Genomic DNA, 21,532 nt, shown 5'->3' with positions numbered 1-21,532 from the left:
TTTCTCATTTTGGTTAAATGGTTTATGATTAGAAGGTCTGTTATTTTTTTGACTGTTAGAGGGGAGAGAAATTTTAATGAACAAGAAGTTTGCAGCTATCATGCTGACACTGCTGCTCACGGTGACAGTTGTGCTTTCCGGCTGCGCGAAAAAAGAAGAGCCTAAGGCGGCAATGACCAATGCTGCTACGAACGCGATGAAGATGACATCCTACGAAATGAAGAGCAAATTTGTCATTGAAGACCTTCAAGTTAACATACCTGCAGTTGAAGGCGATCCAAGCGTAACACAGGCGATGACGATGCTGAAGAATGCGGAGGTTACACTGGACGGGATCTACCAGGCTGAGCCAATGCAAACCGAAATGAACATGGGCATCAATTTGAAGGGTGACATGGCGATGTCCTTCAACATTGATATGGTGATGACGAAAGAGAAAATCTACGTTAAAGTGCCAAGCATTCCTATGCTGCCGTTCCCGGAAGACGTTGTTGGCAAATTCCTCGTGATGGACATGAAAGAGCTTGCTGAGCAATCCGGCGAAACATTTAACCCAGAAACCCTGGATACCGAGAAGTCCCAAAAATTCGTTAACGAAATCCTTGAAGCTGTGCTGAGCGAATATGACCAAGCGAAATACTTCAAAGAGATCAATGTTAAAGATGCCGGCCTTCCAGAAGGTGTTGACGCTAAACAAGTGGTACAATTCTTTGTAACCAATGATAACCTGAATGAAGCATTGGATATTATGGTAAACAAGGTTGCACCTAAGGTTGTTGATATTGCAGCTAAAGACGAGTACCGCGAATTGCTGGGTCTGACCCAAGAAGACATCGATGCTGCCAAAGCTGAAGTGTCCAACGTCAACCAAGACGAATTCAAAGCGGGCTTGGAAGAAATGCAGAAATACCTGAAAATCAATACATTTAATATCAACACGGCTATCGATAAAAAAGATTTCCCTGCGTACCAAGATGTTGTGTTGAACGTTGATTTCAATGATCCAGAAACGAATGAGAACGTGAAGTTGGCTGTGAAGGGTAGCACCCAATACAACAACATCAACGCGAAACAAGAGTTCAAAATCGGTATTCCAAAAGACGCTGACGTCATCACGATGGAGCAATTTGAGGAATCCATGAGCCAAATGAGCACTTACTAATTTTATTCATCGCAGACAAGAAAACCCGGCCATGACGGCCGGGTTTTCTGTGTTCATTCCTCTTTCGGTACATCAAATCATATTTTCCCGCGTAAACGCCGAAAGAACTGAGTCAGCAACGATGCGCATTCTTCCTGCAGCACGCCGTCCACCACGTGCGTCCGATGATTAAAGCGCGGCTCTTGAAGCAGATTCATCAGTGTGCCCGCACAGCCTGCCTTGGGATCGCTTGTGCCGTAGATGAGCTGCGGAATCCGGGACTGAACGATGGCACCTGCACACATGGGACAAGGCTCCAGCGTCACGTATAATCGACAGTCGAGCAGCCGCCAGGCTCCAAGATGCCGGCTGGCCTCCCGGATCGCTACCATCTCGGCATGAGCCGTCCCATCGTAAGTCGTTTCACGCAGATTATATCCACGGCCAATAATGTCATCGCCCCGTACGATGACAGCGCCAATAGGAACTTCACCGAGCTCTTCGGCCTTCCGGGCTTCCGCGATGGCTTCTCGCATCCAGCGTTCATGATTTTCGTTATCCACAGCCAGTGGGTCTATTGAATGTGATATCAATCTAAAGTCTCCTTTCGCTGCCTGCTAAAACCCTGTATTTATACCCAATGTTCAACGAACATTTATTCGTTTGTTAACATGATGTGGACAGAATTGTGGATAAGTAAAAAATTATACACAAAGTTATACACATTATCCCCAGATAAGTTGTGTATTTGTGCGCAATCTGTGGATACGTCGTTTTATTTATCGGGATTAGCCTCTTATATTGTAAGGATTCCCTAATTCAATAGCAATGCGATTGCGGAAAAAAACCCGTCAGCCGCAATACGGCTTGTCTTTTCAAACGTTCGTGATCAAGGTATCATGAGGGTATATATTCACAAGTCGTCGATGTGACAGCAGAAAGGTGAAGATGCCACTTGTCGATTAAGACGAAATTATCGATGATCATGTCCATATCGGTATTATTTATCCTTCTGCTTAACATTACGCTGAATTATTACACGACCCAGGAAAACCTGCAGCAGGATAGTGAAACCAAAATGGTAATGGCCGCCACGCAAATCGCCATTACGGTTCAGCAAACCGGCTTTAGCTCTGCGTATGTGGATAACATTTTCGGGGATATGCTGAAGGTAGCAGCAGTTAATGCGGCAAAGGCCTTAGATCCCGATATTAACAATATAACCAATCAGCAATTGGCCGAATTAAGTAAAGAGATCGGTGTGACCCACATTTCGCTGCTGGTTCGAACCAACGATGATATCGTTGTTGCCCGTTCCTCCTCCCAAGACGAAATCGGCCTTTCCACAAAAAACTGGGGGTATTGGCATACCGCATTTCTGGAATTGTTCCAGCATGGCAAAGTCGTGTCCGTTACGGAGGGGCAGCGGTCCGAGCATTTCTGGTCCGGACCGTTCGAGTTCTCCACATCCAATCCGGAGTTCATTGATAAATGGGGATACTATTATGATGGCAAGCGGAATTATATTATCGATCCCTACATCCGGAATTCGAATATCAAGGATTTTGTGAAGATCACAAGCCCGAACACCGTGGTGGAGGAGACTTTGAAATCCAATCCGCGGATATTGGAAGTGACGGGCATCAACCCCGAAACGTTTGGCAATGAATATATGAGAGAGGATGGAACGGACGATGTTCACCACAAGCTCCGCAATCGACCGATCACGTTCGGCACCTACAATTATGGGAGCCTGGATCAAGATACGGAAGCTGTGCAGAGGGCCGTATCTACCAGCGACAATGTGGTGTTTGTCAGCACCATCAATAATAAGAAGGTGTTAAAAAGCTTCATTCCCATCCTGTCCGAAAATAAACCGACCAGCGTGATCAGCGTCGTCATGGATTATGAAGCCATCTCTTCCGTGATGAGGGAGCAGATGATCAGTCTGGTGGCTATTTCACTGGTTTTGCTCGAAATCGTGATTTTTGGCAGTTACATTGTAGCGGGTTATTTTACGAAGCCGATTCAGGCCATCCTGGGCACCGTAAACGATGTATCGGATGGTCACTTCGATCGTAGACTTGAGGTTAGCAGCCGGGACGAGCTGGGGCAGCTTGCAGGCCGCATCAATGCCATGACCCGCAATCTGGGTACCTACACGAGCCAGTTGAAGCAGATGGTGGATGAGAACCAGTCCGTTAAAGAATATTTAGAGTCCGTTATCAATCAGACGGCCGATGCCATTCATACAACAGACACTTATGAACGCGTGATCAGCGTGAATAAAGCGTTTGAGCAATTATACGGCTGGAAGGCGCACGAAGTGGTCGGGCGGAAGCTTGCGCTTGTGCCTCCGGCCAAAGAGGAAGAGGAGAAGGAACGCATCCGTCGTTTGCGGGCTGGTGAGCGGCTTCCGCCGGTGGAGACGGTCCGTCTGCGCAAGGATGGAAGCACGATTGAAGTGAGCATCAGCACCTCGCTTGTGCGGGACGAGAACGGCGAGGTTACCTCCATGATTAGCGTATCCCGCGATGTGACGGAACGCAATCGGATCGAGGAGCTCCTGCGGCGTTCGGAGAAGCTCAATACCGTGGGGCAGCTGGCTGCCGGGGTTGCGCATGAAATCCGGAATCCGCTTACGACCCTCCGAGGATTTTTGCAGCTTCAACAACAGACTCACAAAGCGAATCCCGATCATATCGACCTGATGCTGTCCGAGCTGGATCGAATCAATCTGATCGTCAGTGAATTTCTGATATTAGCCAAGCCTCAGGCGATTAATTTCCAGGAGAGGGACGTGGGCGTCATTATGGGGGATGTCATCTCCTTCCTTGACAGCCAGGCGCATCTGTACGGCATCGAGTTCAAATTGGATTTTATTGAAGAACCGACCTTTGTGCATTGCGAAGAGAACCAGCTCAAACAGGTGTTCATAAATCTGCTCAAGAATGCCATTGAAGCCATGCCGGAAGGCGGCAATATATGGATTAGGCTTACACGCCCGCAGGCCGAACAGATACAGATCGATATTCGGGATGAAGGTCAAGGCATTCCGGAAGACATGATGCCGCATCTTGGCGAACCGTTTATTACGAATAAGGAAACGGGCACAGGACTCGGGTTGATGGTAAGCCAGCGCATTATTCAGGGCCACCGGGGGACGATGGAAATCGAGAGTGAAGTTGGCGTAGGCACGAGGGTAAGTATTGTCCTGCCTGCGGTACCGCAGAAAACAATCGAAGGCTGAACATGAAGTAGTTACAGATAAGGGGATGGCATCTTTGAGAATCAATAAATTTATCAGCGAAACGGGATATTGCTCGCGTCGTGAAGCGGACAAGCTGGTGGAGAGCGGGAAGGTCACCATTAACGGGGTGGTTGCGGTCTTGGGCAGCCAGGCCGAGGAAGGCGACGATGTGCGGATCCAGGGAAAGCCGCTTCAGGACAAGAAGAAGCATGTATATATTGCTCTTAATAAGCCGGTCGGGATTACGAGCACCACCGAGTCGCATATTAAGGGCAATATTGTAGACTTCGTAGGCCATAACGAACGGGTTTTTCCCATTGGACGATTGGATAAGGACTCCGAAGGACTGATCCTGTTAACGAATGACGGAGATATCGTCAATAAGATCCTTCGCTCCGAAGGAAAACATGAGAAAGAATATATTGTGACGGTGGACCGTCCGGTAACGGAATCCTTCCTTCGCGGAATGGCCGGCGGCGTCAAAATTTTGGGGGAGATGACGCTCCCCTGTGAGGTCACGCGAATGTCCGAACGCGTATTTCGAATCATTCTGACGGAGGGGAAAAATCGGCAAATCCGCAGAATGTGCAGCGCTTTTGGTTATGAGGTTCGAAAGCTGCAGCGAATCCGGATTATGAATATTCGACTTGGCAGCCAACGTATCGGCTCATGGCGCGATCTCAATGACAAAGAGAAGGAAGAGCTTGGCCGGCTGCTGAACTATAAGCTCGAGTAGCAATTATGGTGTACCGGCTTTGTGAAACCCTTGTGTAAAAAGAAAACAACCGATGAGATCTGGAGGCCAGATGCATCGGTTGTTTAGGGTGTGTTATAGTCGGTTAGACCGTTCATTATACCGGTTATTCATTAACGCTGGTAAACGTTGCGCTATCCTGGTATTTACGTATAATGGATACCTCAACCCTACGGTTCTTCGCTCGTCCAACAGCGGTGTTGTTATCGGCGATCGGATGGTATTCTCCATAACCGATCGGCATGAACCGTTTAGGGTCCAGTTCCGAGTTGGTGAGCAGAATCTTCATGAACTGCAATGCCCGATCCGAGCTTAAATCCCAGTTGGACGGATATTTGCTGTTGGAAATCGGCACATTATCCGTATGACCGGAAACAATGATCTCATAATCCGGGAATTTGTGAAGCATTTGCGATATGGCCTTGGCCAGTTTACGGGCCTCCGGCTTCACCACGGCTTCGCCGGACGGGAACAGGGCATTATCCCGGATCGTAATGACCAGCTGGGAGTGGTTTAACTTGGTGCTGAGCTCTGAGGTTAAACCGTTATTTTTAATATAATTATCGAGCTGTTTCTTCAGCCTCTCCAGATCCTCTTGTTCCTGACGCATCAACTCGGCACGACGTTGGTCGGGCGTTGTTGCTGGAACGGAAGGGGTTGTCGCTTTATGATCGTTAATATTAGGCGGGGTGTCGCTGGGCTCGGTCTTGCTGTAATCCAGCACGCCGGTTCCGCCGGTGAGAGCAACGCTGAAGGCTTCGCTCATTTCTTGAAATTTGCGTGCATCCGTCGCGCTCATGGCATACAAAACCAGGAACAGGGCCAGAAGCAATGTCAGCAGGTCTGCGTACGGAAGAAGCCAGGATTCGTCGGCATGCTCCTCGTGTGGCTCGTGTCTAGTCTTTTTGCTCACTAGCACCAGCCTCCCTCTCGCTGAGCTCAGCGCGTTCGGATGGTGTCAGGAACACGGAGAGCTTCTGATTGATTGCAATGGTGGATACACCGGATTGAATGGACAGCAGGCCTTCTACCATCATCAGTCGAATTTCAACCTCGCGCTTGGATAGGCGCTTGAGTTTGTTCGCAATCGGGTGACAGATGACATAACCGGTGAAGATACCGAGCAGGGTAGCAATAAACGCAGCCCCGATGGCATGGGCAAGCTCGCCCATGTCTTCCATATGGGATAGTGCAGCGATCAAACCGATAACGGCTCCGAGTACTCCGAGGGAAGGTGCATACATGCCGGCCTGGGAGAAGATCAGCGAGCCGGAACGATGGCGCTCTTCCGTGGCGTTGATATCTTCCATCAATACATCGCGTACGAATTCCTGATCGTTGCCGTCGATAATCATGCGCATTCCGTTACGCAGGAAGCTGTCATCGATCTCATCGACTTTGGTTTCCAGAGCCAGCAGACCTTCACGGCGCGTAATCGAAGCCCATTCCATGAACAGCTTGATCATGTCCGTCTTGTCCATCAGGTTCTGTTTCACGAAGGTCATTTTGACCAGCTTCGGAATCTTTTTCAGCTCGGATAACGGAAATCCGATGAATAAAGTTGCTGCCGTACCGCCAAGAATGATTAGATAGGCTGCCGGGTTATACAAAGCGAGAAGGGAGGCACCTTTAAGAATCATGCCCACCAGTACCGCGACGATACCGATGATTAAGCCTATAATTGTTGAAATTTCCATACCACACCTCATCCGTGAGAAATAAAATAACGAATCCATTCGTCAGAACGGCTCTCATGGAGAACCGGGCCCCTTTTGTGGGGCGTTATCCTATTTATCGTCAGGTCGGGCTTTTTTTTTTAGTTGTAATTTCCGGTATAATGGAAGGAAGGGAAACGAAGCTTAGTACGGTAAGGAAAGGAGTGATTGAGATGGGTGTGAAGCACGGAAGGGATTACGGCGAAATCCTCGCGGAATTGACCGAAGCCGTCGGGCGAATTTCCGACAGCTACGTTTTCTTTGAAATGGAAGCGGAGGATTGGGGCAATCTGGGCGAAGCCGAGCGGAATGAGGTTCATGAGGCGCTGGCGGAGGATTTGTTCTATGCGCTGGGCACGGAGCCGGTGATTAGCGTCGGCAGCGGCGTGGTCATGCATGACCAGAATAACCATCGAATACATATTTTGATCGGTGAAGAAGAGTTGGCCTTTGTGGCTCTTGTGTAATCACTCCAGTTATCAACGGAAACAGGGCAGAATAGAATAGATGACAGAAGCCCATACACGTGTCAGTCGGCTTTACGATAGGTTTTTTTCGGGGAGGAAGATAAAAGATGCTTTATACGCAGCAAGAAGTAGAGGCTCATCTGGAAAAGCTTGAGGGTTGGGAATTTGAACAAGGGAGATGGATCGTCAGGAAGTATACCTTCTCCTCCTTCATGAAGGGAATCGCTTTTGTTGATGAAGTGGCAGCTATTTCGGAAGCTTTCGGACATCACCCCTATATCACCATAGATTATAAAGTCGTTACGCTGCGTCTCACTTCCTGGGACGACGGCGGCATTACGGCTGTGGATATTAAGGAAGCGCAGCAGTTTAACGAGGCCTACGAGAAAAGCCGTTCCAAGGACGGCAAATCAGGACAATAGACGGGAGACGGATCCATCCGGTCATAGCTCCCCAATATGTAAAAACACGCTTGCGCCGGGAGGTTCTCCAGGTTCAAGCGTGTTTTGCGTATAAGCTGATTTATTTTTTCTCAGCAAGGTACAGCGCGATGTTTGCGATTTCGTCAGGCTTAAGTTGATCCTTAAAGGAAGGCATACCCTTACGGCCTTTGGTTACAACGTTGAAGATAGCGTCCGCATCCATGTGTCCGCCTACTTGATTCAAAGCCGGTCCAGCGCCGCCTTGAAGTTGGTCACCATGACAGCTGATGCAGCTTGCTTTCAGTGTGGCTTCGGCTGCGGCAGCATCCAGAGTCACTTCCGGCATAGTCGGCTTCTCTTCCTGAGCTACCTGTTCCTTGCCTGGGAGCGTAAACATCAGCGCAATAGCCAACGCACATGCGACGAAGAACAATCCGCTCATGATCCATTTTTGCATCGTCATATCGTCCCTTCTATGTATACTGCACTTTTGCACTTGTCTCCATTATAAACCAACATCCATAGACAGCATAGCCAGTTGTGACAAAAAAAGCAACTATACCGCGCGCCTTCATAAAAAGTACACAAAATTGTGCTTTTTCATATAGACAAGGATTACTATTCCTCATTTGCCGGAGGCTCATACACCATGCAGTGGAAAAGGGCGTTTCCCGTCGGTGTAAGGCGCTCGTACGTATCGGTGATATGAAAGCCCGCCTTTTCGTATGCACGGATCGCGCGCTCATTCCAGGTCATTACCTCCAGGTCGATCTCATCGGCAGGCCGCCTCCGCCTCGCTTCCCGGACAATCGTCTGCATAAACCGTTTACCCATTCCCCGCCCGCACCAATCAGGCCGCATGCCCAGCCCGATCCGCGTAACCTCATGCATCGGAAACAGCTGGGCAAATCCCCATAGCGTCTTCCGTTCATCCAAAATCGAAATGTACTGTTCCCGGCGGATGTCCGGATCCCCAAACTCGATCTCAAGCCCCTTCATCTGCTCCCAGGGAAGAAAACCGTAAATGTTATAGGGAGGAGGATAGGTCCAGGCGCATATTTCTTTCGCGTGCTCTTCACGCATGACCACCGTATGAAATGAAATCGGTGCTGCATCCATTGGCAAAGTCCCCCTGTCATAATTACAAATTAAATTATACCCCATTTCTCAAACATTCTAGCCGCATTCAAAAAGCCCGTCCAAGAGAAGTAGGTCTCCTTTGACGGGCAAACGGATATGTATGGGCAGGACGAGGATAAGACATCGAAGCTTGGGAGATTCTCCGGTCGACTTTTCATACTGATCATTGCTCATGATGCGTTCGGCATCTACGTATCGCTGCTCGTAGTAGTCCTCAGAAAATAAAATCAATATTTTTCCATTAGGGTGTTTAATGAAGGGAGAGGAGGGTATATAAAGGGTAGAAGATGCAATGACTTGAGGATGCGAAGAGAATTTGCATAATAATTTTCTTTTTTTCTCGAAAAGTGGGAACTTTTTCGTTGTCCCAAACGTTATAAAGGTATACACAGAGGCAGAAAAAAGAAAAAGCCGCTGGATGAGATCGGCACAATCTCATACGCCCAGGGCTTCTTGTAAAGGATAAATCAATGAAGTTCCAATAATTAATTGTAGTTCACAGCTACAGACTTGTACGTAGACTGACTCATGACTCGCTTAGCACCTACGTATCGATTGGCGTAATAGCTCTGGCTCAGCGGACTGATGATGACACCGCGCGAGGATGAGGAATGAGCGAATTTGCCGCCCCCAACATAAATACCCACATGAGATACACCTCTGCCGGATGTGTTGAAAAACACGAGATCGCCAGCTTTCAGCTTGCTCTTGGCTACGGCCGTACCGACTTTGTATTGAGCTCCAGACGTGCGCGGCAGGCTTAGACCAAGTTTCTTGTAGATATAGCTGGTGAATCCGGAGCAGTCAAAACCATTCGTTGTGGTTCCACCTGTTTTATAAGAGACACCAATGGCTGGTTTGATTGCAGTATTTAATTTGGAATCGGCGAAAGCGCTTCCGGTCCCTAATGTGAGTGCGAGGGCCAGGCCTAGAGAAATGGCCGTTAACTTCTTTTTCAAAACAAAAAGCTCCTTCCATTGCCTGCGAGGTTAGCTTAAGGGTTCGGTTGAAGGTCCCCTATGATCCCTCTCTTGCGAGATCAATTCACCCAAAACGGATCCCCCGCTTCCCAATCATGGGAATTCGGCTCCTTAAAATGTTGATGAACCCATTCATAGACGTCTGACGTTCCAACATGCTTAACGAAATTACATAGTTCCAGCAAAAAGTTACAGTAAAGATGACAAAGTTGTTACTAACATATTCGTTATTTTAGCAGAGTATTAACAATTTGGCAAATGAGGAAAGCTCATTTTTATACAAAAAAACCTGTCCCCATCATGCGGGATCAGGTTTTTTTGTAATTTGGCCATCGGAAAATGTAATATTGAGGAAAAATGAGCTTCTATTCTTTGTAAAATCAAGTCCGAGAGAGAAATGTGTCGCTTCCGATTACAGCATATTTACGAGCTTGTTTATCATATGATGGTAACGAAATGTAACGATTAGGCATGCTGCGAGGAAGAATCCCGCCACAAATGGTATTGGGCGGAAATTACCCAAATTTGGAAGAGTCCATTCAGAAAATAAGAGGCTTGCTGAATAATCAAGCCAATCAATCCCGCCCAGAAGAGCGATGCCGAGCTTAGGAGCAAAAGAATGACGCAGGCCGATCCGCCAACGGTAAGGGATAACAGCACAGCCGTGCCCAGTCGGCGGAAGAGCGCAAGAACGGAGCTGATCATGCCGGAATTGTCCGTACGGCCGAATTGCATATAGAGCAATAACAGGCGAATCAGATAGGCGTACAGAAACCATCCGGCTGCATGAGGCAGCGCATGAAGCAGCAGAACCGGCTCATGGATCCCGTTCAGCAGAATCGGAAGGATTTTGGGCAGAATCCAGTATCCGGGCACAAAGGTAAGAACAAGTTCGATCAGATAAAATACCGTAACGGGCTTCCATAGCTTCTGCATGCCGGTGAAGAAGAATAATCCGCGCTCGCCCTTGGCCTCCTGGTGGAGGTTATAGAAGATGCCTGCCCGAATGAGCGGGGTACATACCATCCGGATCAGGAGCAGAGCGGCCAGAAGCCAACCATAGGTATGGACCGTGCCGCTTAACGACAGACTCATCTCGCCCTCGTAGAAGAATAACAGGCGGCTAAGCTCGTTAGGGGCAGAATCCGGATACCGCATCAGCAGGGGGACGACTGCCGATTTTACAAGCCGGTACAGGCAATATCCCCACAGCATGCGGTACAAGAACAGCAGAATGGAGACGTATAATTGGTCTTTAACACTGATCCACCCTTGGCCTGCATAACTTTTCATGTGCTCCCCCCTCACCATGACAGGCTGCCGAACAACGTCTCCACAAGCTTGGTAATACTGAGATTCCAGCGTGTGACCACCTTCGGATCCATTCCTGCCTTCATATAGTTATTGATGTGTCTATTCTCCAGAACGATGGAGTATTTCGGATCAACCATGGCCCAGGCGAGCGGGGTGCTGTACTCCAGGGTGTACGTAACTTTTCCGTCCTTGCCGCTCCAGGTTCGCTCCACCGTTTTGCCGTCTTCAAAGGCGAACACGATAGGCACATCGGTTATATCTCCGTCCTTGCTCGTAATCTTGACCGTGGATTCATACCGCGGATGGTCTGACGTGCCTTTATTTTTGGTTTTGATCACATCGATGGCGACGTCGGCCATTTGGCTTCCATATACATATTGGTCAAAATACGATTGCCAGGAGGTTTTGCTTACTTGCTCGACGACTTTCTGAAAATCAGACGTGGTTGGGTGCTTGAAACGGTATTTCTGGGCATAGGTATGCATGATTTTCCCCATCATCTGTGGACCGACCTGCCGTTCAATGCCTTGCAGCACCAGCTTGCCTCTCGTGTAAACATTCAGCGCGTAGTTCTCGTGTGAGCTGTATTTCCAGGACTCCATCTTCAGCGGGGCAGGGGAGGTAATCGATGCTCCTTGAGCAGCGGTGTTGGAGGTAATGCCGTATTCTTTCTCCATCACTCTTTCTTCTGCATAGGTTGCAAAGGCCTCGTCCAGCCACGCTTCCTCAAATTCGTTGCTTGCGATCATTCCGTAAAAATATTGGTGGGCGATCTCGTGAATTACGGTCCGTTCGAGCTCATAACCCGGCGAATCGTTCTTGGCCCCGAAGGCCGTGACCAGCGTCGGGTATTCCATGCCGCCTGCACCGTTGCCCGACTCCGGCGGGACGACGATGGACAACGTGGAATAAGGATAGGTTCCGTACCATTTACCAAACGAAGCCAGTGCCGACTTGGCGGCATCAAAGTAACGGTCCTTCAGGTCTTTATGGGCCGGATCGAGATACAGCTTGATGCGGACGCCCGGCACGCCCGGTGCCGAGAAGGCCTCCTCGGCCGTGACAAAGTTGGGCGAGGCCGACCAGGCAAAATCATGCACATCATCGGCATAGAATTGATAAATTTTTTCCCCGTTCGACTTTTGGGCAGGCTTGGTCGGGAATCCGGTCGCGGCGACAATGTAATTCTCGGGCACCCGGATGCGAACGCTGTAAATGCCGAAGTTGGAGTAGAACTCGGAGTTGCCGTGGTATTGATGAAGATTCCATCCTTCCTCGGCTCTTCCGCGAAGTCCGGCCGGTTCATAGACCGATACTTTAGGAAACCATTGGCCAGCCATAATAAAATTCTCGGTGGTACCCATGCGCGCGAATATTTTGGGAAGCTCGACTTCAAATTCCATGTGAATGGTGATGCTCTCCCCGCCCTTGATGGGTTTGGGCAATCTTAGTTTGACAAGGCTGTGATCCTTGATGTTCCCGTCATCGGGTTGGACGAATTGAAGGCGATGGGTAAGGGCCAGTCCTTCCGTCGTTTTCACATTGGTAATGGTCATGGAGCCGTACCCGTCGTCCGGCATGGGGTCGGAACGAAGCCTGCCGCCCGATTCCTTCATAAAGGTCGTTTCATCGGAAGCAAAGGCATTGGGATACAGATGAAAGTACAGCTCGTTTACGCTTTTTTTGCCTGGGTGAGTCCAAGTGAGTGTCTGCTTTCCCTTAAGCTTGTTCTCCTCAGGCTCGTACCGAACATCCATGTGATATTCCACCAGCCGGTCGCTTAGGGCCGGAGCGGGAGTATCAGGCTGCACCTTAGGCGGTGAGAGCGGGGCCTTCTCCACGGCAGAGGCAGAGGGCTTGCCCGCATTTGGGGCAAGGACAGACGCTGAGGACCCTGGATTCAGAAATATCGGCATCGATCCTGCAAGCAAACCAAGGGCAAGCAGGGATGATAGAAAGACTTTGGCACGTGGTGGGACCATATCGAACAACCTCCCGTTGACAAGCATCTAGTGCATGTATATGTTTGCTTTTGGGGGATTATTAGTTAAAATAAAATTATTGGGACATGGTTATCAATTTAGCGGCTGATACGTGAGAATCGGCTCTGATATAGGAGGTCGGCAGCAGTGGAGAACGAAGATCAGAAGCAGGGTGCGAAGAAACCCATTGCGTTGAATATTATCAATAGCAAGAGTAAGCATAAGGGGTTTGGATCCGGCTCCATCGATCTGAACAGTTTGTCGCCTGTCATCATCGACAATGGCGAGGCGCGAGTGGATATTGGAGCCATGCATGCAAAGAGCAAGGTGGAGAAGGGCATCCGTTTCAGCATGAACCGGGATGAAGTGCCCAACGGACGCCAGGTGTGGATCGTGTGGGTAGCTGTAGACCGTACCGCGGAAGGACAGCATTATGCAGGCATGACCGCGTGCGAAATGTGGATCGACCATGAAGCCCGGCGCGGCTGGAAAATCCTCGCCGACCATGTGAATAAAATGGATGCGGCGATGAAGCGCAAGATTATTCTGGATGGGCTTGGCGACGTGGAGAAGAAAGCGCTGCGCGAACTGCTGATCTCCCGTAACGAGGAATGGTGGAATGCCTCGCCGGAGGAGTTTAGAGAAGCTCTTCAAACAGCGGAATGATACCATAAATAAGCATTTTTCTAGATGCGGACATAGGAAAGACCGGTAGGATTCGTGAATGAATCCGCCGGTCTTTTTGTGATTGTTACGGTTAGAATGGAAGGGCGTAGGTCAGCTTTTTCTTTATATCAAGAAACGGATTTTCGTATTGAAGCTTCAGCTTGCCGCCGGCATATCCGTCATACGTAAGGCCGTCTCCGATGAAACCCACTTCGTTTGGCGGCATCTCCTCAATAGCCTTGATGCTCTCCTCGTCCAAAAGATCGGGATAGATAAGTTCTGCGGACTTGCCTGTCGGTTCAACAATATACAGGGTTGCCTTCGTATAAGGACGGACGAGCAGGAAGTCCTGTTCGATTGCTTCCACAATAAAATGATCGTCAACACCGGTGAGGGCGGCCAGATCGTAGGTTTTTACCGTTTTGCCCATCGGATGAACCAGCTCTAGCGTACTGCCATTCATCATGGCAACTTTGCCTTTGTAGCTGAGTTGGTCCGGACGGTAGTTGATCCCGGCAAAATTGGTGTGATTCGTTTTGGAAAGCTTCAGAATTTTCATGTCCTGAATGAGCACCCGATATCTTCCTTCATGGATATGGGGTTCCCCGTAATAATTGGACAAGTCGACGACATAGGTATTGCTGTTGATGCGATGTGCGTTCAAGCCCACTTGATCGATATCCTCGATCGGGAGAATGCCGACTTTCGTTGGCGTCGTTCCGGCTTTCCCCAAGGACAGCATACCGGTCTCGCGATTTACCCAGAACAGCATATTGGCCTTGGAGGCATAAGCATATTGGGACCAGGAATCAAAGGTGGTTCGAAGTCCGGATTTGCTGTCGTACTTCAACTGAATGCCGAAGCCTTTGGTAATCAGGCTGGCGGGAACATAAGTCACGCCTTTCTTCACAACCGGAGCCGCCTCAAGCTTCAGAGCGGTACCCTTGGCATTGACGGCGCGCGAATTTCCAATAATCACACGAACAGACTGGGTCGGGCTGTTAATGTACAGCTCGTTCTTTCCAGGGATCGTCAGCTGCAGCTGCAGCTGTTCGGAAACTTCCTTCAGCGGAATGAACACGACGCCTTTATTCGTATAAGGTTTATGCTTCACATCGAGCGTGCTCCAGGCTGCCTTGCTCTGCGATGTGGAGGCCGCTGCCGCATGGGCAGGAATGGTTACGAGCGATGAGGATGTAAGCATTAAAGACAATGCTATGGATGCGGTACCTGCTAGTTTGATGATCTGTACGGATTTCATGTCTTTCCTCCTTCTGGTTTTCACTCCCGCCTATATAAACGACTAAATAATGGGAAATGTTTCATCAAATCAAAAAAATCATGTAAAAAATGATATATGCGATGAAGCAAAGCTGAGGGGAGAGGGAGCGTCCGAACCTAAAAAACCGGAGCTGCCCAGAAGGGACGCAGCTCCGGTTTATGTCAATGTCCTGATTGCAGTTCCTGATCCTTGCCAAACAGAATGGTGAGACCCAGCAGGGTAACGATAATGGTGGCCCCCATGTCCGATATGATCGCGATCCATAGGGTCAGCCAGCCCGGAATCGTTAGCAGCAGAGCGATGGCCTTCAGCGACAAGGAAAGTCCGATGTTCCATTTAATAATCCGGTTGACTCGTCTTGCCGTCTTGATGGCCCCGGGCAGCTTACCAAGGTGATCCTGCATCAATACGATGTCGGCGGTTTCGATGGCGCTGTCCGTTCCTTTTCCCATTGCGATGCCCAGATCGGCAGCGGCCAATGCAGGGGCGTCGTTAATGCCATCGCCGACCATGCCGGTCTTTTTGCGGGAGCTAAGCTCCTTGATTTTGGCGACCTTCTGTTCCGGCAGCAGGCTTGCGAACACCCGCGATACGCCGGATTGTTTCGCGATCGCCTGCGCCGACTGCTCATGGTCGCCCGTCAGCATCACCGTATCCGCGATTCCAGCCTCGTGAAGCTTGCGGACAACGGCTGCGGTCTCCGGCCTAATCTCATCGGCAAGACCGAATTGACCTAATACGCGCTCCTCGCTTACGGCGGCAACGATCGTGTACCCCTGGGCCTTCATTCTCCGAATATCATCCTCAACGGCACGGATATGATCTTGAGGGCCGTTCACATGCTTCAGCACTTCCTCGCTGCCCACCCAGAACAGCTTCCCTCCGATTTCAGCCCGAATGCCTTCACCCGGCAGCACCGTTATCTGTCGAGGTTCATTAAACATGCATTGCGGCTGCTTGATCTCCAGATGTTTCATGACGGCTTTGGCCAACGGATGGAGAGAGGACTGCTCCAGCGCGCCTACCACGGCATAAAATTTATCTTCATCATATACGGTTTCCGCGTAGACGGCCGGCTCGCCCTTGGTCAGGGTTCCCGTCTTGTCGAAAGCGACGGCTTCCAGGCGTCCGAGCTGCTCCAGATGGACTCCGCCTTTAATTAGAATGCCGTTGCGTGCCGCGCGGGTCATCCCGCTAACCAGCGCTATCGGGGAAGAGAGCACGAGCGAGCAAGGGCACCCGACAATGAGAATGGACAGCCCCTGGTAGACCCAGGTCATCCAGGGCTGATTCAGCAGCAACGGAGGAATCAGCGCAACAGCCAATGCGATGATCATAATGGCTGGCGTATAGTATTTAGCAAATTTATCGATGAATAGTTCCGTCGGCGTCTTGCTGTCCTGCGCCTCCTGCACAAGATGCATGATCTTGGCCAGGGAGGAATCCTGATAAGCCTTCGATATGGCGATATAGAGCACGCCGTCGGTACTTACGCTGCCGCCAAATACGGCGTCGCCCTCCCGTTTCGTAACAGGCACCGATTCTCCGGTTATGGCAGCTTCGTTCACCGCGCCGGTTCCCTGGGTTATGGCTCCGTCCGAAGGAATTTTCTCGCCAGGTCTTACCCGGACAACGTCTCCGGGAGAGAGGCTCTCGATCGGCACGCGTTTGGTTTGGCCGTCTACCCAAAGCTCGGCTTCCTTCGGCGCTGCGGCCAGCAGCGCTTCCATGGATTGGCGGGCACGGTTCATGCCGTAGCCTTCCAGCAGCTCATTGAGGCCGAACAGAATGGCAACGAGCGTGGCTTCCCGCCACTCCCCGATGATGACGGCACCTACGAGCGCAACGGTCATCAGGGTATCCATATTGAATTTGAAGCGGGTCAGGTTACGCAGTCCGCGCAAAAACGTCGTATACCCGCTCAATATCATGGCACCAGCATATAATGCGATCACAACCGACTCGGCGGCTTTCCCTTCTAATAGAAAAGTCAGCAGATAAAACGCAGCCGAGATGGATAGCAGCCACTTCATTTTTCGTTCGCTGCCATGGCTGTGTTCATGTCCATGGCTTTGTCCGTGGTCGTGTTCATCTGACGGACCATGAGCGTGCGGCGAAGAGGCGGGCCGAACATCAGCGCCGGCAGCCGAATGGGCTGTTTGGGGAGCGTAAACGATTCGGGCTCCATCACTTTTCAAAATGGTTTCTACCCGGTTTAGGTTCACCTGGGAGGAAAGGGTCAGCTTTCCGCTGTTATAACTCAGCCGGGCGTCGCCTCCATGGTCGAGCTTCTGGATCTCCTCCTGCATTTCACGGGTGCAGTTCGGGCACGAGAGGCCCTGGACCTTGTATTCAACAAGTTTGCTGCCACCTGCTTCAGGAGATGTTTTGGATTGCTGATGGTTGTCCGTGCTCATCTACACCCTCTCCTTCTGGTGCTCCAGCGTCATATGAAGCAAAGTCCGGATATGGTCGTCTTTTAGCGAATAGTATACATTCTTACCCGCCTTGCGCGATTTGGCGATATTCTTGTTCTTCAGCGTGCGCAAATGATGGGAGGCTGTTGCGGTGGAGCTTCCGAGAACTTCAGCCACGTCGCAAACGCATAACTCGCCGCCGCGGTCCAGCATATAGGCTACCTTGACCCGCGTCGGGTCGGCCAGCGCCTTGAAGATCTCGGCCATGCCGAGCATATCATCATCCGAAACCGTTTCTTTTAACAAAGCAACCCTCTCGGTTGAAGGACATTCCGTTTCACACAGCTCCAGAGCCACGTCCTCTCTCATTGTTCGGACATTCATAAGATCAACCTCCTTGAAATAGGAGCAATTAGTGCTCTTTATTCTATATATTCAAACGTTGATTTGATTGTTAGTCATAATATACCCGATTTACACATGATATTCAAACGAATATTTGATTGTTCACAAGCTTTTCACAGCGCAGGTTATGATCCGGCGAGTCCTATCATATGAACCAATTCCAGCGTTAGGCGCAGCGGCCGCTCAGAAAATCCTTCCATTTCATTTCACGCCAACTTATACTATTAGCAAAAAGATGTGAAATTCGCACAGGAAGAGTATCTGCGGCCCAGGCACCTCAAGCGCTGCATCATATCCTGTACGGGCCATCGTTTCGACTCGAATGTGTACATTATCTAATACCTATCCTTCGATTTGCGGATGTGTATAAACAGGGGAGGCCGGAGTATGACTTGTCCGATATGTCGATATGAAACGGGAGATGGGAAATATTGCAAGAAATGCGGGGCCAGGCTGATTATCGAGGATTCCCCCGTCTTTGCGGCCATGAAGGAGCAAGCTGCTGCGTCGGAAATTTACGGCGTCGCCAGGCGAGGCGGAAGCATAAATAGGGAGATTTCTCATGTGCGCCAAGGAGAAGCTGCTCTGCCGGTGTATACTCCGCCGGATATTTCATTTCCTACAGCAGGCCGCCAGCATGCCGAAGAGGAAGAGGGGCCGAATCCTTATTGGACCAGCTTAAAATTGTATGGGCAGCTCTATGGGGACCATTTCCTGAAGGGGCTAAGGCATCCCTTCAGCGCAGCTGCCGTAACGGACAACAGCCAGTTCCTAAACGCGATCGTATCCATGATGCTCTATATTGTGCTCCTTCCGCTCGCGCTGTACGCAGCGCTTCATCATGAACTGCAGGGACTCCCGGAGGGGGCGTTTGTAGATCTAGTCCTGAAGCCTATTGTCTGGATCGCGATTTTCTTGTTTTTGCTGAACGTCTTTACCTTCGCTGCAGTCAAGCTGTCATTTAATCCGGCTGCGAAGCTGAAAGAAGTCATGGCCAGATTCGGCACATTGCTGCCGCTATACCTTGTGTTGTATGCAATCAGTTTGTTGTTCCTGTTTCTTAATGGCGATATATCCAAGGTGATCATCCTTCTAGCGTTCATCAGCACCGTGATGACCGTGCCGTTATGCGTCATGACCGGCTACAAGAGAAGAGTGGCCGGCGGCCTGGATCCGCTGTATGCGATCCTGCTGGTCTACGTTGCAGTCATGCTCGTCATCGTGCTTCTGGGCAGCTCCATGATCGAATATATGAGCATTTTATAAGAAGCCATCTACATAAAGAATCGCGAAAAAGAGAAAAACAGCAAGCTCTTAATCGGGAACGCCCGGAAAAAGAGCCTGCTGTTTTTTTGACGTGACGGGCTATCCGTTTATTCGACCCACCATCGTTTGAAATCCTTCCACCAGGAACGTTCCTCCTGTTTCTCGGCAGCATCTGCAGGGTTAGCCTTCTTGGCGGGCTCCCCGCCCTCATGTTCGTCGCAATACTCCGTGGGCTCCGTCCCTTTGACGAAAACCTCCAGCGTTTTGTCCGGACAGCCGACGCCTGCAAGCTTGCCCGTCTTCGGATCCACATATGCGCTGACGACTTCATCCGGGATCGGAAAAATCTTGGGCGGCACGTTCTCCAGTGCCTTCTCCGTATACTGCGCAAAGATCGGCGCTGCGCGCCGTCCGTCGACTTTGCTGATCTCCCGTCCTTTGTCATACCCGACCCATACCGCCGTCGACAGCTCCGGAGTATATCCGACGAGCCAGGCGTCGGTGTCGGTCGTGCCCGTCTTCCCGGCCACCGGCCGTTTCATCAGGGTGGAGACGCGGTTACCCGTTCCGCCGGTCTCGAATACCCCCTCCATCATGCGCGTCATCACGTAAGCTGCGGAAGGCTCGACCACTTGTTCGCCTTCCTTTTCCGGAGCCGTATACAAACTGCGGCCGGCCGCGTCGGTGATGCTCAGCACCGCGACAGGGGAGACCCGCTTGCCGCTGTTAGCCATGACGGCGTAAGCGGAGGCCATCTCCAGCGGGCTGACGGGCGAGGTGCCCAGGGCCAGCGAAGGGACAGGCTCCAGCGGACTCGTGATGCCCATCTTTTTCGCCATGTCGGCGACTTTATCCGGGCCGATCTTCATGATGGTATTCACGGCATAGATGTTATCCGAGGCGGCAATGGCTTCTCGCATGGGGATTTCGCCTAAATATTTATCGCCGAAGTTGCTGGGCTGGTACGTTTTTCGATTGTTATCGTAATGAAACAGGGTAGGCTGGCTGTTGAACACGCTGGTGCTTGTCATTTCCTTGGATGCAATGGCCGTTAAATACATAATCGGCTTAAATGAGGAGCCGGGCTGCCTGGTTCTGGCCAACGCGTGGTTGTATTGATTCTCGCGGTAATTCTTACCGCCGACCATAGCTTTGATGTGGCCGTTTCGCGGATCGATGGATACGAGCGCCGTCTCCAGCTCGCTCTTGCTGTCCATGCCCTCGGATACGGCCTCTTCGGCTGCTTTCTGGGCCCGAGGATCCAGGGTTGTATAGATGTTCAAACCGCCCTGTTCGAGCTGCTGGTCCGTGATGTTCAACTGCTTGGTGACGAGACCCCGGACATAGTCCCGGAAGTAGGAGGCAATTACTTTATTCTCCTGCCGGTCCTGCGGGAGCAGGGCAAGCTTGGCCGAAGCGGCTTTATCCGCCTCGGCCTCCGTGATGAATCCGGTCTCCGCCATGGCATTCAGGACGATCTGCTGTCTTTTGACCGCGTTGTCCATATGATTGTAGGGCGAGTAATACGTGGGCCCCTTCGGAATGCCGGCCAGCATTGCGCTTTCGGCCAAGGTCAGGTTTTTTGCCGATTTGCCGAAATACAGCAGCGACGCCGACTCGATGCCGTAAGCGCCGTGACCGTAATAAATTTCGTTCAGGTACATTTCGAGAATTTGATCTTTCGTATATTTCATCTCAAGCTGGGCGGTGAATTTGGCCTCCTTGAGTTTTCGTGTCCATGTTTTTTCATGAGATAGGTATAAGTTTCGTGCAAGCTGCTGGGTTAACGTGCTCGCTCCCTGTTTGCGATCCATATGCTGCAGGTTGACCAATACGGCCCTGGCCATGCCCTTCATATCGAACCCGGGATGTTCATAGAATTTTCGGTCCTCCACCGCCAAGGTGGCCTGAACCAGGAGGGGGGATATGTCGGCCAGGTTCACCTGCTCGGATGTATGTCCCGTGCTTGAGAATGTGGCGATCAAATCTCCCTGGCTGTCGAGCAGACGGGAGTAGCGGGATGTTTCCGCGACCGGCAGCGGCGTTATAAATAAATAGGCGAGCAGAATGCCGCCGGCGATGATGGAAATGCCAAGGAGTACGAACAGAAATGTAGCAAGCCGGACGAAACGACGTTTGCGCTTGGGTGATTTTTTTTGCCCCGGCATCAGATGTTCTCCTTCCAGTCCTTTTGTAGAGTCAAGGCCCTTGTGCCGCCAAAAATGGAGATGTGCTCAAATTCTCCTTGGCTGCCTTCTTTTTCTATACAGTATGGGGCTGCAGCGGTCAGGATATTCATCGGAAAGGGCGATGTTTTTGCTTCCGTTCGCA

The 21,532-nt window shown here is 50.6% G+C and carries 19 protein-coding genes and 1 riboswitch; of the genes, 7 read left to right on the top strand and 12 right to left on the bottom strand.

Features of this window, described 5'->3' with window-relative positions; genetic code table 11:
- The first annotated feature begins 76 nt into the window (after positions 1 to 76).
- Positions 77 to 1,162 carry a hypothetical protein gene (locus JNUCC32_RS24665; RefSeq protein ID WP_096777283.1) on the top strand — a complete coding sequence of 362 codons (1,086 nt, stop codon included), beginning with the start codon at positions 77 to 79 and terminating at the stop codon, positions 1,160 to 1,162.
- Between the two features lie 77 nt (positions 1,163 to 1,239).
- Here JNUCC32_RS24665 and tadA read toward each other — a convergent pair whose 3' ends face one another.
- Positions 1,240 to 1,734 carry a tRNA adenosine(34) deaminase TadA gene (gene tadA, locus JNUCC32_RS24660; protein ID WP_192570130.1) on the bottom strand — a complete coding sequence of 165 codons (495 nt, stop codon included), beginning with the start codon at positions 1,732 to 1,734 and terminating at the stop codon, positions 1,240 to 1,242.
- A gap of 362 nt (positions 1,735 to 2,096) precedes the next feature.
- Here tadA and JNUCC32_RS24655 point away from each other — a divergent pair, with 362 nt between their 5' ends.
- Together JNUCC32_RS24655 and rluF are read left to right on the top strand one after the other, a co-directional pair.
- Positions 2,097 to 4,391 (top strand): ATP-binding protein, encoded by a 2,295-nt coding sequence (locus tag JNUCC32_RS24655; protein WP_096777285.1) that lies wholly within the window; start codon positions 2,097 to 2,099, stop codon positions 4,389 to 4,391.
- Positions 4,392 to 4,425: 34 nt separating this feature from the next.
- Entirely contained in the window at positions 4,426 to 5,127 is a 702-nt protein-coding gene (rluF, locus tag JNUCC32_RS24650) for a 23S rRNA pseudouridine(2604) synthase RluF (protein WP_036662880.1), read from the top strand.
- 124 nt (positions 5,128 to 5,251) lie between these two features.
- Here rluF and motB read toward each other — a convergent pair whose 3' ends face one another.
- Positions 5,252 to 6,058: a flagellar motor protein MotB gene (gene motB, locus JNUCC32_RS24645; protein ID WP_192570129.1), complete on the bottom strand. Its 807-nt coding sequence runs from the start codon at positions 6,056 to 6,058 to the stop codon at positions 5,252 to 5,254.
- Complete coding sequence (motA, locus tag JNUCC32_RS24640; RefSeq protein ID WP_009595558.1) at positions 6,042 to 6,842, bottom strand: flagellar motor stator protein MotA; 801 nt, start codon at positions 6,840 to 6,842, stop codon at positions 6,042 to 6,044. Before motA ends, motB begins: the two co-directional genes overlap by 17 nt.
- A gap of 191 nt (positions 6,843 to 7,033) precedes the next feature.
- Between motA and JNUCC32_RS24635 the strand changes: the two genes are divergently transcribed.
- Both JNUCC32_RS24635 and JNUCC32_RS24630 read left to right on the top strand, forming a co-directional pair.
- Entirely contained in the window at positions 7,034 to 7,327 is a 294-nt protein-coding gene (locus tag JNUCC32_RS24635; RefSeq protein WP_009595521.1) for a hypothetical protein, read from the top strand.
- Between the two features lie 107 nt (positions 7,328 to 7,434).
- Positions 7,435 to 7,749 carry a 4a-hydroxytetrahydrobiopterin dehydratase gene (locus tag JNUCC32_RS24630; RefSeq protein WP_009595556.1) on the top strand — a complete coding sequence of 105 codons (315 nt, stop codon included), beginning with the start codon at positions 7,435 to 7,437 and terminating at the stop codon, positions 7,747 to 7,749.
- A 100-nt stretch (positions 7,750 to 7,849) separates the two neighbouring features.
- On the opposite strand, the gene JNUCC32_RS24625 is transcribed toward JNUCC32_RS24630, so the two are convergent.
- From JNUCC32_RS24625 to JNUCC32_RS24605, 5 genes are all read right to left on the bottom strand, one after another.
- Entirely contained in the window at positions 7,850 to 8,206 is a 357-nt protein-coding gene (locus JNUCC32_RS24625) for a c-type cytochrome (protein WP_096777305.1), read from the bottom strand.
- A gap of 161 nt (positions 8,207 to 8,367) precedes the next feature.
- A complete protein-coding gene (locus tag JNUCC32_RS24620; protein ID WP_012818350.1) occupies positions 8,368 to 8,868 on the bottom strand; it encodes a GNAT family N-acetyltransferase in 501 nt (166 codons plus the stop codon).
- A gap of 506 nt (positions 8,869 to 9,374) precedes the next feature.
- Complete coding sequence (locus tag JNUCC32_RS24615) at positions 9,375 to 9,848, bottom strand: C40 family peptidase (RefSeq protein WP_012818351.1); 474 nt, start codon at positions 9,846 to 9,848, stop codon at positions 9,375 to 9,377.
- A 4-nt stretch (positions 9,849 to 9,852) separates the two neighbouring features.
- Positions 9,853 to 9,988, bottom strand: a riboswitch (cyclic di-AMP (ydaO/yuaA leader).
- A gap of 346 nt (positions 9,989 to 10,334) precedes the next feature.
- Positions 10,335 to 11,162 (bottom strand): hypothetical protein, encoded by an 828-nt coding sequence (locus JNUCC32_RS24610; RefSeq protein WP_036662875.1) that lies wholly within the window; start codon positions 11,160 to 11,162, stop codon positions 10,335 to 10,337.
- Between the two features lie 11 nt (positions 11,163 to 11,173).
- Positions 11,174 to 13,165 (bottom strand): M1 family metallopeptidase, encoded by a 1,992-nt coding sequence (locus JNUCC32_RS24605; protein ID WP_012818353.1) that lies wholly within the window; start codon positions 13,163 to 13,165, stop codon positions 11,174 to 11,176.
- Between the two features lie 147 nt (positions 13,166 to 13,312).
- Between JNUCC32_RS24605 and JNUCC32_RS24600 the strand changes: the two genes are divergently transcribed.
- On the top strand, positions 13,313 to 13,831 hold the full coding sequence (locus JNUCC32_RS24600) for a YwhD family protein (RefSeq protein WP_009595531.1): 519 nt from the start codon (positions 13,313 to 13,315) through the stop codon (positions 13,829 to 13,831).
- A 91-nt stretch (positions 13,832 to 13,922) separates the two neighbouring features.
- Here the strand turns inward: JNUCC32_RS24600 and JNUCC32_RS24595 are convergent, their stop codons facing one another.
- From JNUCC32_RS24595 to JNUCC32_RS24585, 3 genes are all read right to left on the bottom strand, one after another.
- A complete protein-coding gene (locus tag JNUCC32_RS24595; RefSeq protein WP_192570128.1) occupies positions 13,923 to 15,092 on the bottom strand; it encodes a stalk domain-containing protein in 1,170 nt (389 codons plus the stop codon).
- A 182-nt stretch (positions 15,093 to 15,274) separates the two neighbouring features.
- Entirely contained in the window at positions 15,275 to 17,530 is a 2,256-nt protein-coding gene (locus tag JNUCC32_RS24590; RefSeq protein WP_192570127.1) for a heavy metal translocating P-type ATPase, read from the bottom strand.
- The gene (locus JNUCC32_RS24585; RefSeq protein WP_096777290.1) at positions 17,531 to 17,914 is read right to left on the bottom strand and encodes an ArsR/SmtB family transcription factor; all 384 of its coding nucleotides are present in this window, start codon (positions 17,912 to 17,914) and stop codon (positions 17,531 to 17,533) included.
- 408 nt (positions 17,915 to 18,322) lie between these two features.
- On the opposite strand from JNUCC32_RS24585, the gene JNUCC32_RS24580 reads away from it, so the two are divergent.
- Positions 18,323 to 19,201, top strand: a complete 879-nt coding sequence (locus JNUCC32_RS24580) for a hypothetical protein (protein ID WP_192570126.1) — start codon at positions 18,323 to 18,325, stop codon at positions 19,199 to 19,201.
- A 107-nt stretch (positions 19,202 to 19,308) separates the two neighbouring features.
- Here the strand turns inward: JNUCC32_RS24580 and JNUCC32_RS24575 are convergent, their stop codons facing one another.
- The gene (locus tag JNUCC32_RS24575) at positions 19,309 to 21,369 is read right to left on the bottom strand and encodes a transglycosylase domain-containing protein (protein WP_192570125.1); all 2,061 of its coding nucleotides are present in this window, start codon (positions 21,367 to 21,369) and stop codon (positions 19,309 to 19,311) included.
- Positions 21,370 to 21,532 lie beyond the last annotated feature (163 nt).

The sequence above is a fragment of the Paenibacillus sp. JNUCC32 genome (genome assembly GCF_014863545.1).
Taxonomy (GTDB): Bacteria; Bacillota; Bacilli; order Paenibacillales; family Paenibacillaceae; genus Paenibacillus_AQ; species Paenibacillus_AQ lautus_A.
Note: the sequence above shows the minus strand (reverse complement) of the source record. Positions and strands in the feature narration are given on the sequence as shown.

What these genes read in the sequence shown, in the direction of transcription:
- JNUCC32_RS24665 (WP_096777283.1), top strand. Translation starts at nt 77, where the DNA reads ATGAACAAGAAGTTTGCAGCTATCATGCTGACACTGCTGCTCACGGTG.
- motA (WP_009595558.1), bottom strand. Translation starts at nt 6,842, where the DNA reads ATGGAAATTTCAACAATTATAGGCTTAATCATCGGTATCGTCGCGGTA.
- JNUCC32_RS24635 (WP_009595521.1), top strand. Translation starts at nt 7,034, where the DNA reads ATGGGTGTGAAGCACGGAAGGGATTACGGCGAAATCCTCGCGGAATTG.
- JNUCC32_RS24630 (WP_009595556.1), top strand. Translation starts at nt 7,435, where the DNA reads ATGCTTTATACGCAGCAAGAAGTAGAGGCTCATCTGGAAAAGCTTGAG.
- JNUCC32_RS24625 (WP_096777305.1), bottom strand. Translation starts at nt 8,206, where the DNA reads ATGCAAAAATGGATCATGAGCGGATTGTTCTTCGTCGCATGTGCGTTG.
- JNUCC32_RS24620 (WP_012818350.1), bottom strand. Translation starts at nt 8,868, where the DNA reads ATGGATGCAGCACCGATTTCATTTCATACGGTGGTCATGCGTGAAGAG.
- JNUCC32_RS24610 (WP_036662875.1), bottom strand. Translation starts at nt 11,162, where the DNA reads ATGAAAAGTTATGCAGGCCAAGGGTGGATCAGTGTTAAAGACCAATTA.
- JNUCC32_RS24605 (WP_012818353.1), bottom strand. Translation starts at nt 13,165, where the DNA reads ATGGTCCCACCACGTGCCAAAGTCTTTCTATCATCCCTGCTTGCCCTT.
- JNUCC32_RS24595 (WP_192570128.1), bottom strand. Translation starts at nt 15,092, where the DNA reads ATGAAATCCGTACAGATCATCAAACTAGCAGGTACCGCATCCATAGCA.
- JNUCC32_RS24590 (WP_192570127.1), bottom strand. Translation starts at nt 17,530, where the DNA reads ATGAGCACGGACAACCATCAGCAATCCAAAACATCTCCTGAAGCAGGT.
- JNUCC32_RS24585 (WP_096777290.1), bottom strand. Translation starts at nt 17,914, where the DNA reads ATGAATGTCCGAACAATGAGAGAGGACGTGGCTCTGGAGCTGTGTGAA.
- JNUCC32_RS24580 (WP_192570126.1), top strand. Translation starts at nt 18,323, where the DNA reads ATGACTTGTCCGATATGTCGATATGAAACGGGAGATGGGAAATATTGC.
- JNUCC32_RS24575 (WP_192570125.1), bottom strand. Translation starts at nt 21,369, where the DNA reads ATGCCGGGGCAAAAAAAATCACCCAAGCGCAAACGTCGTTTCGTCCGG.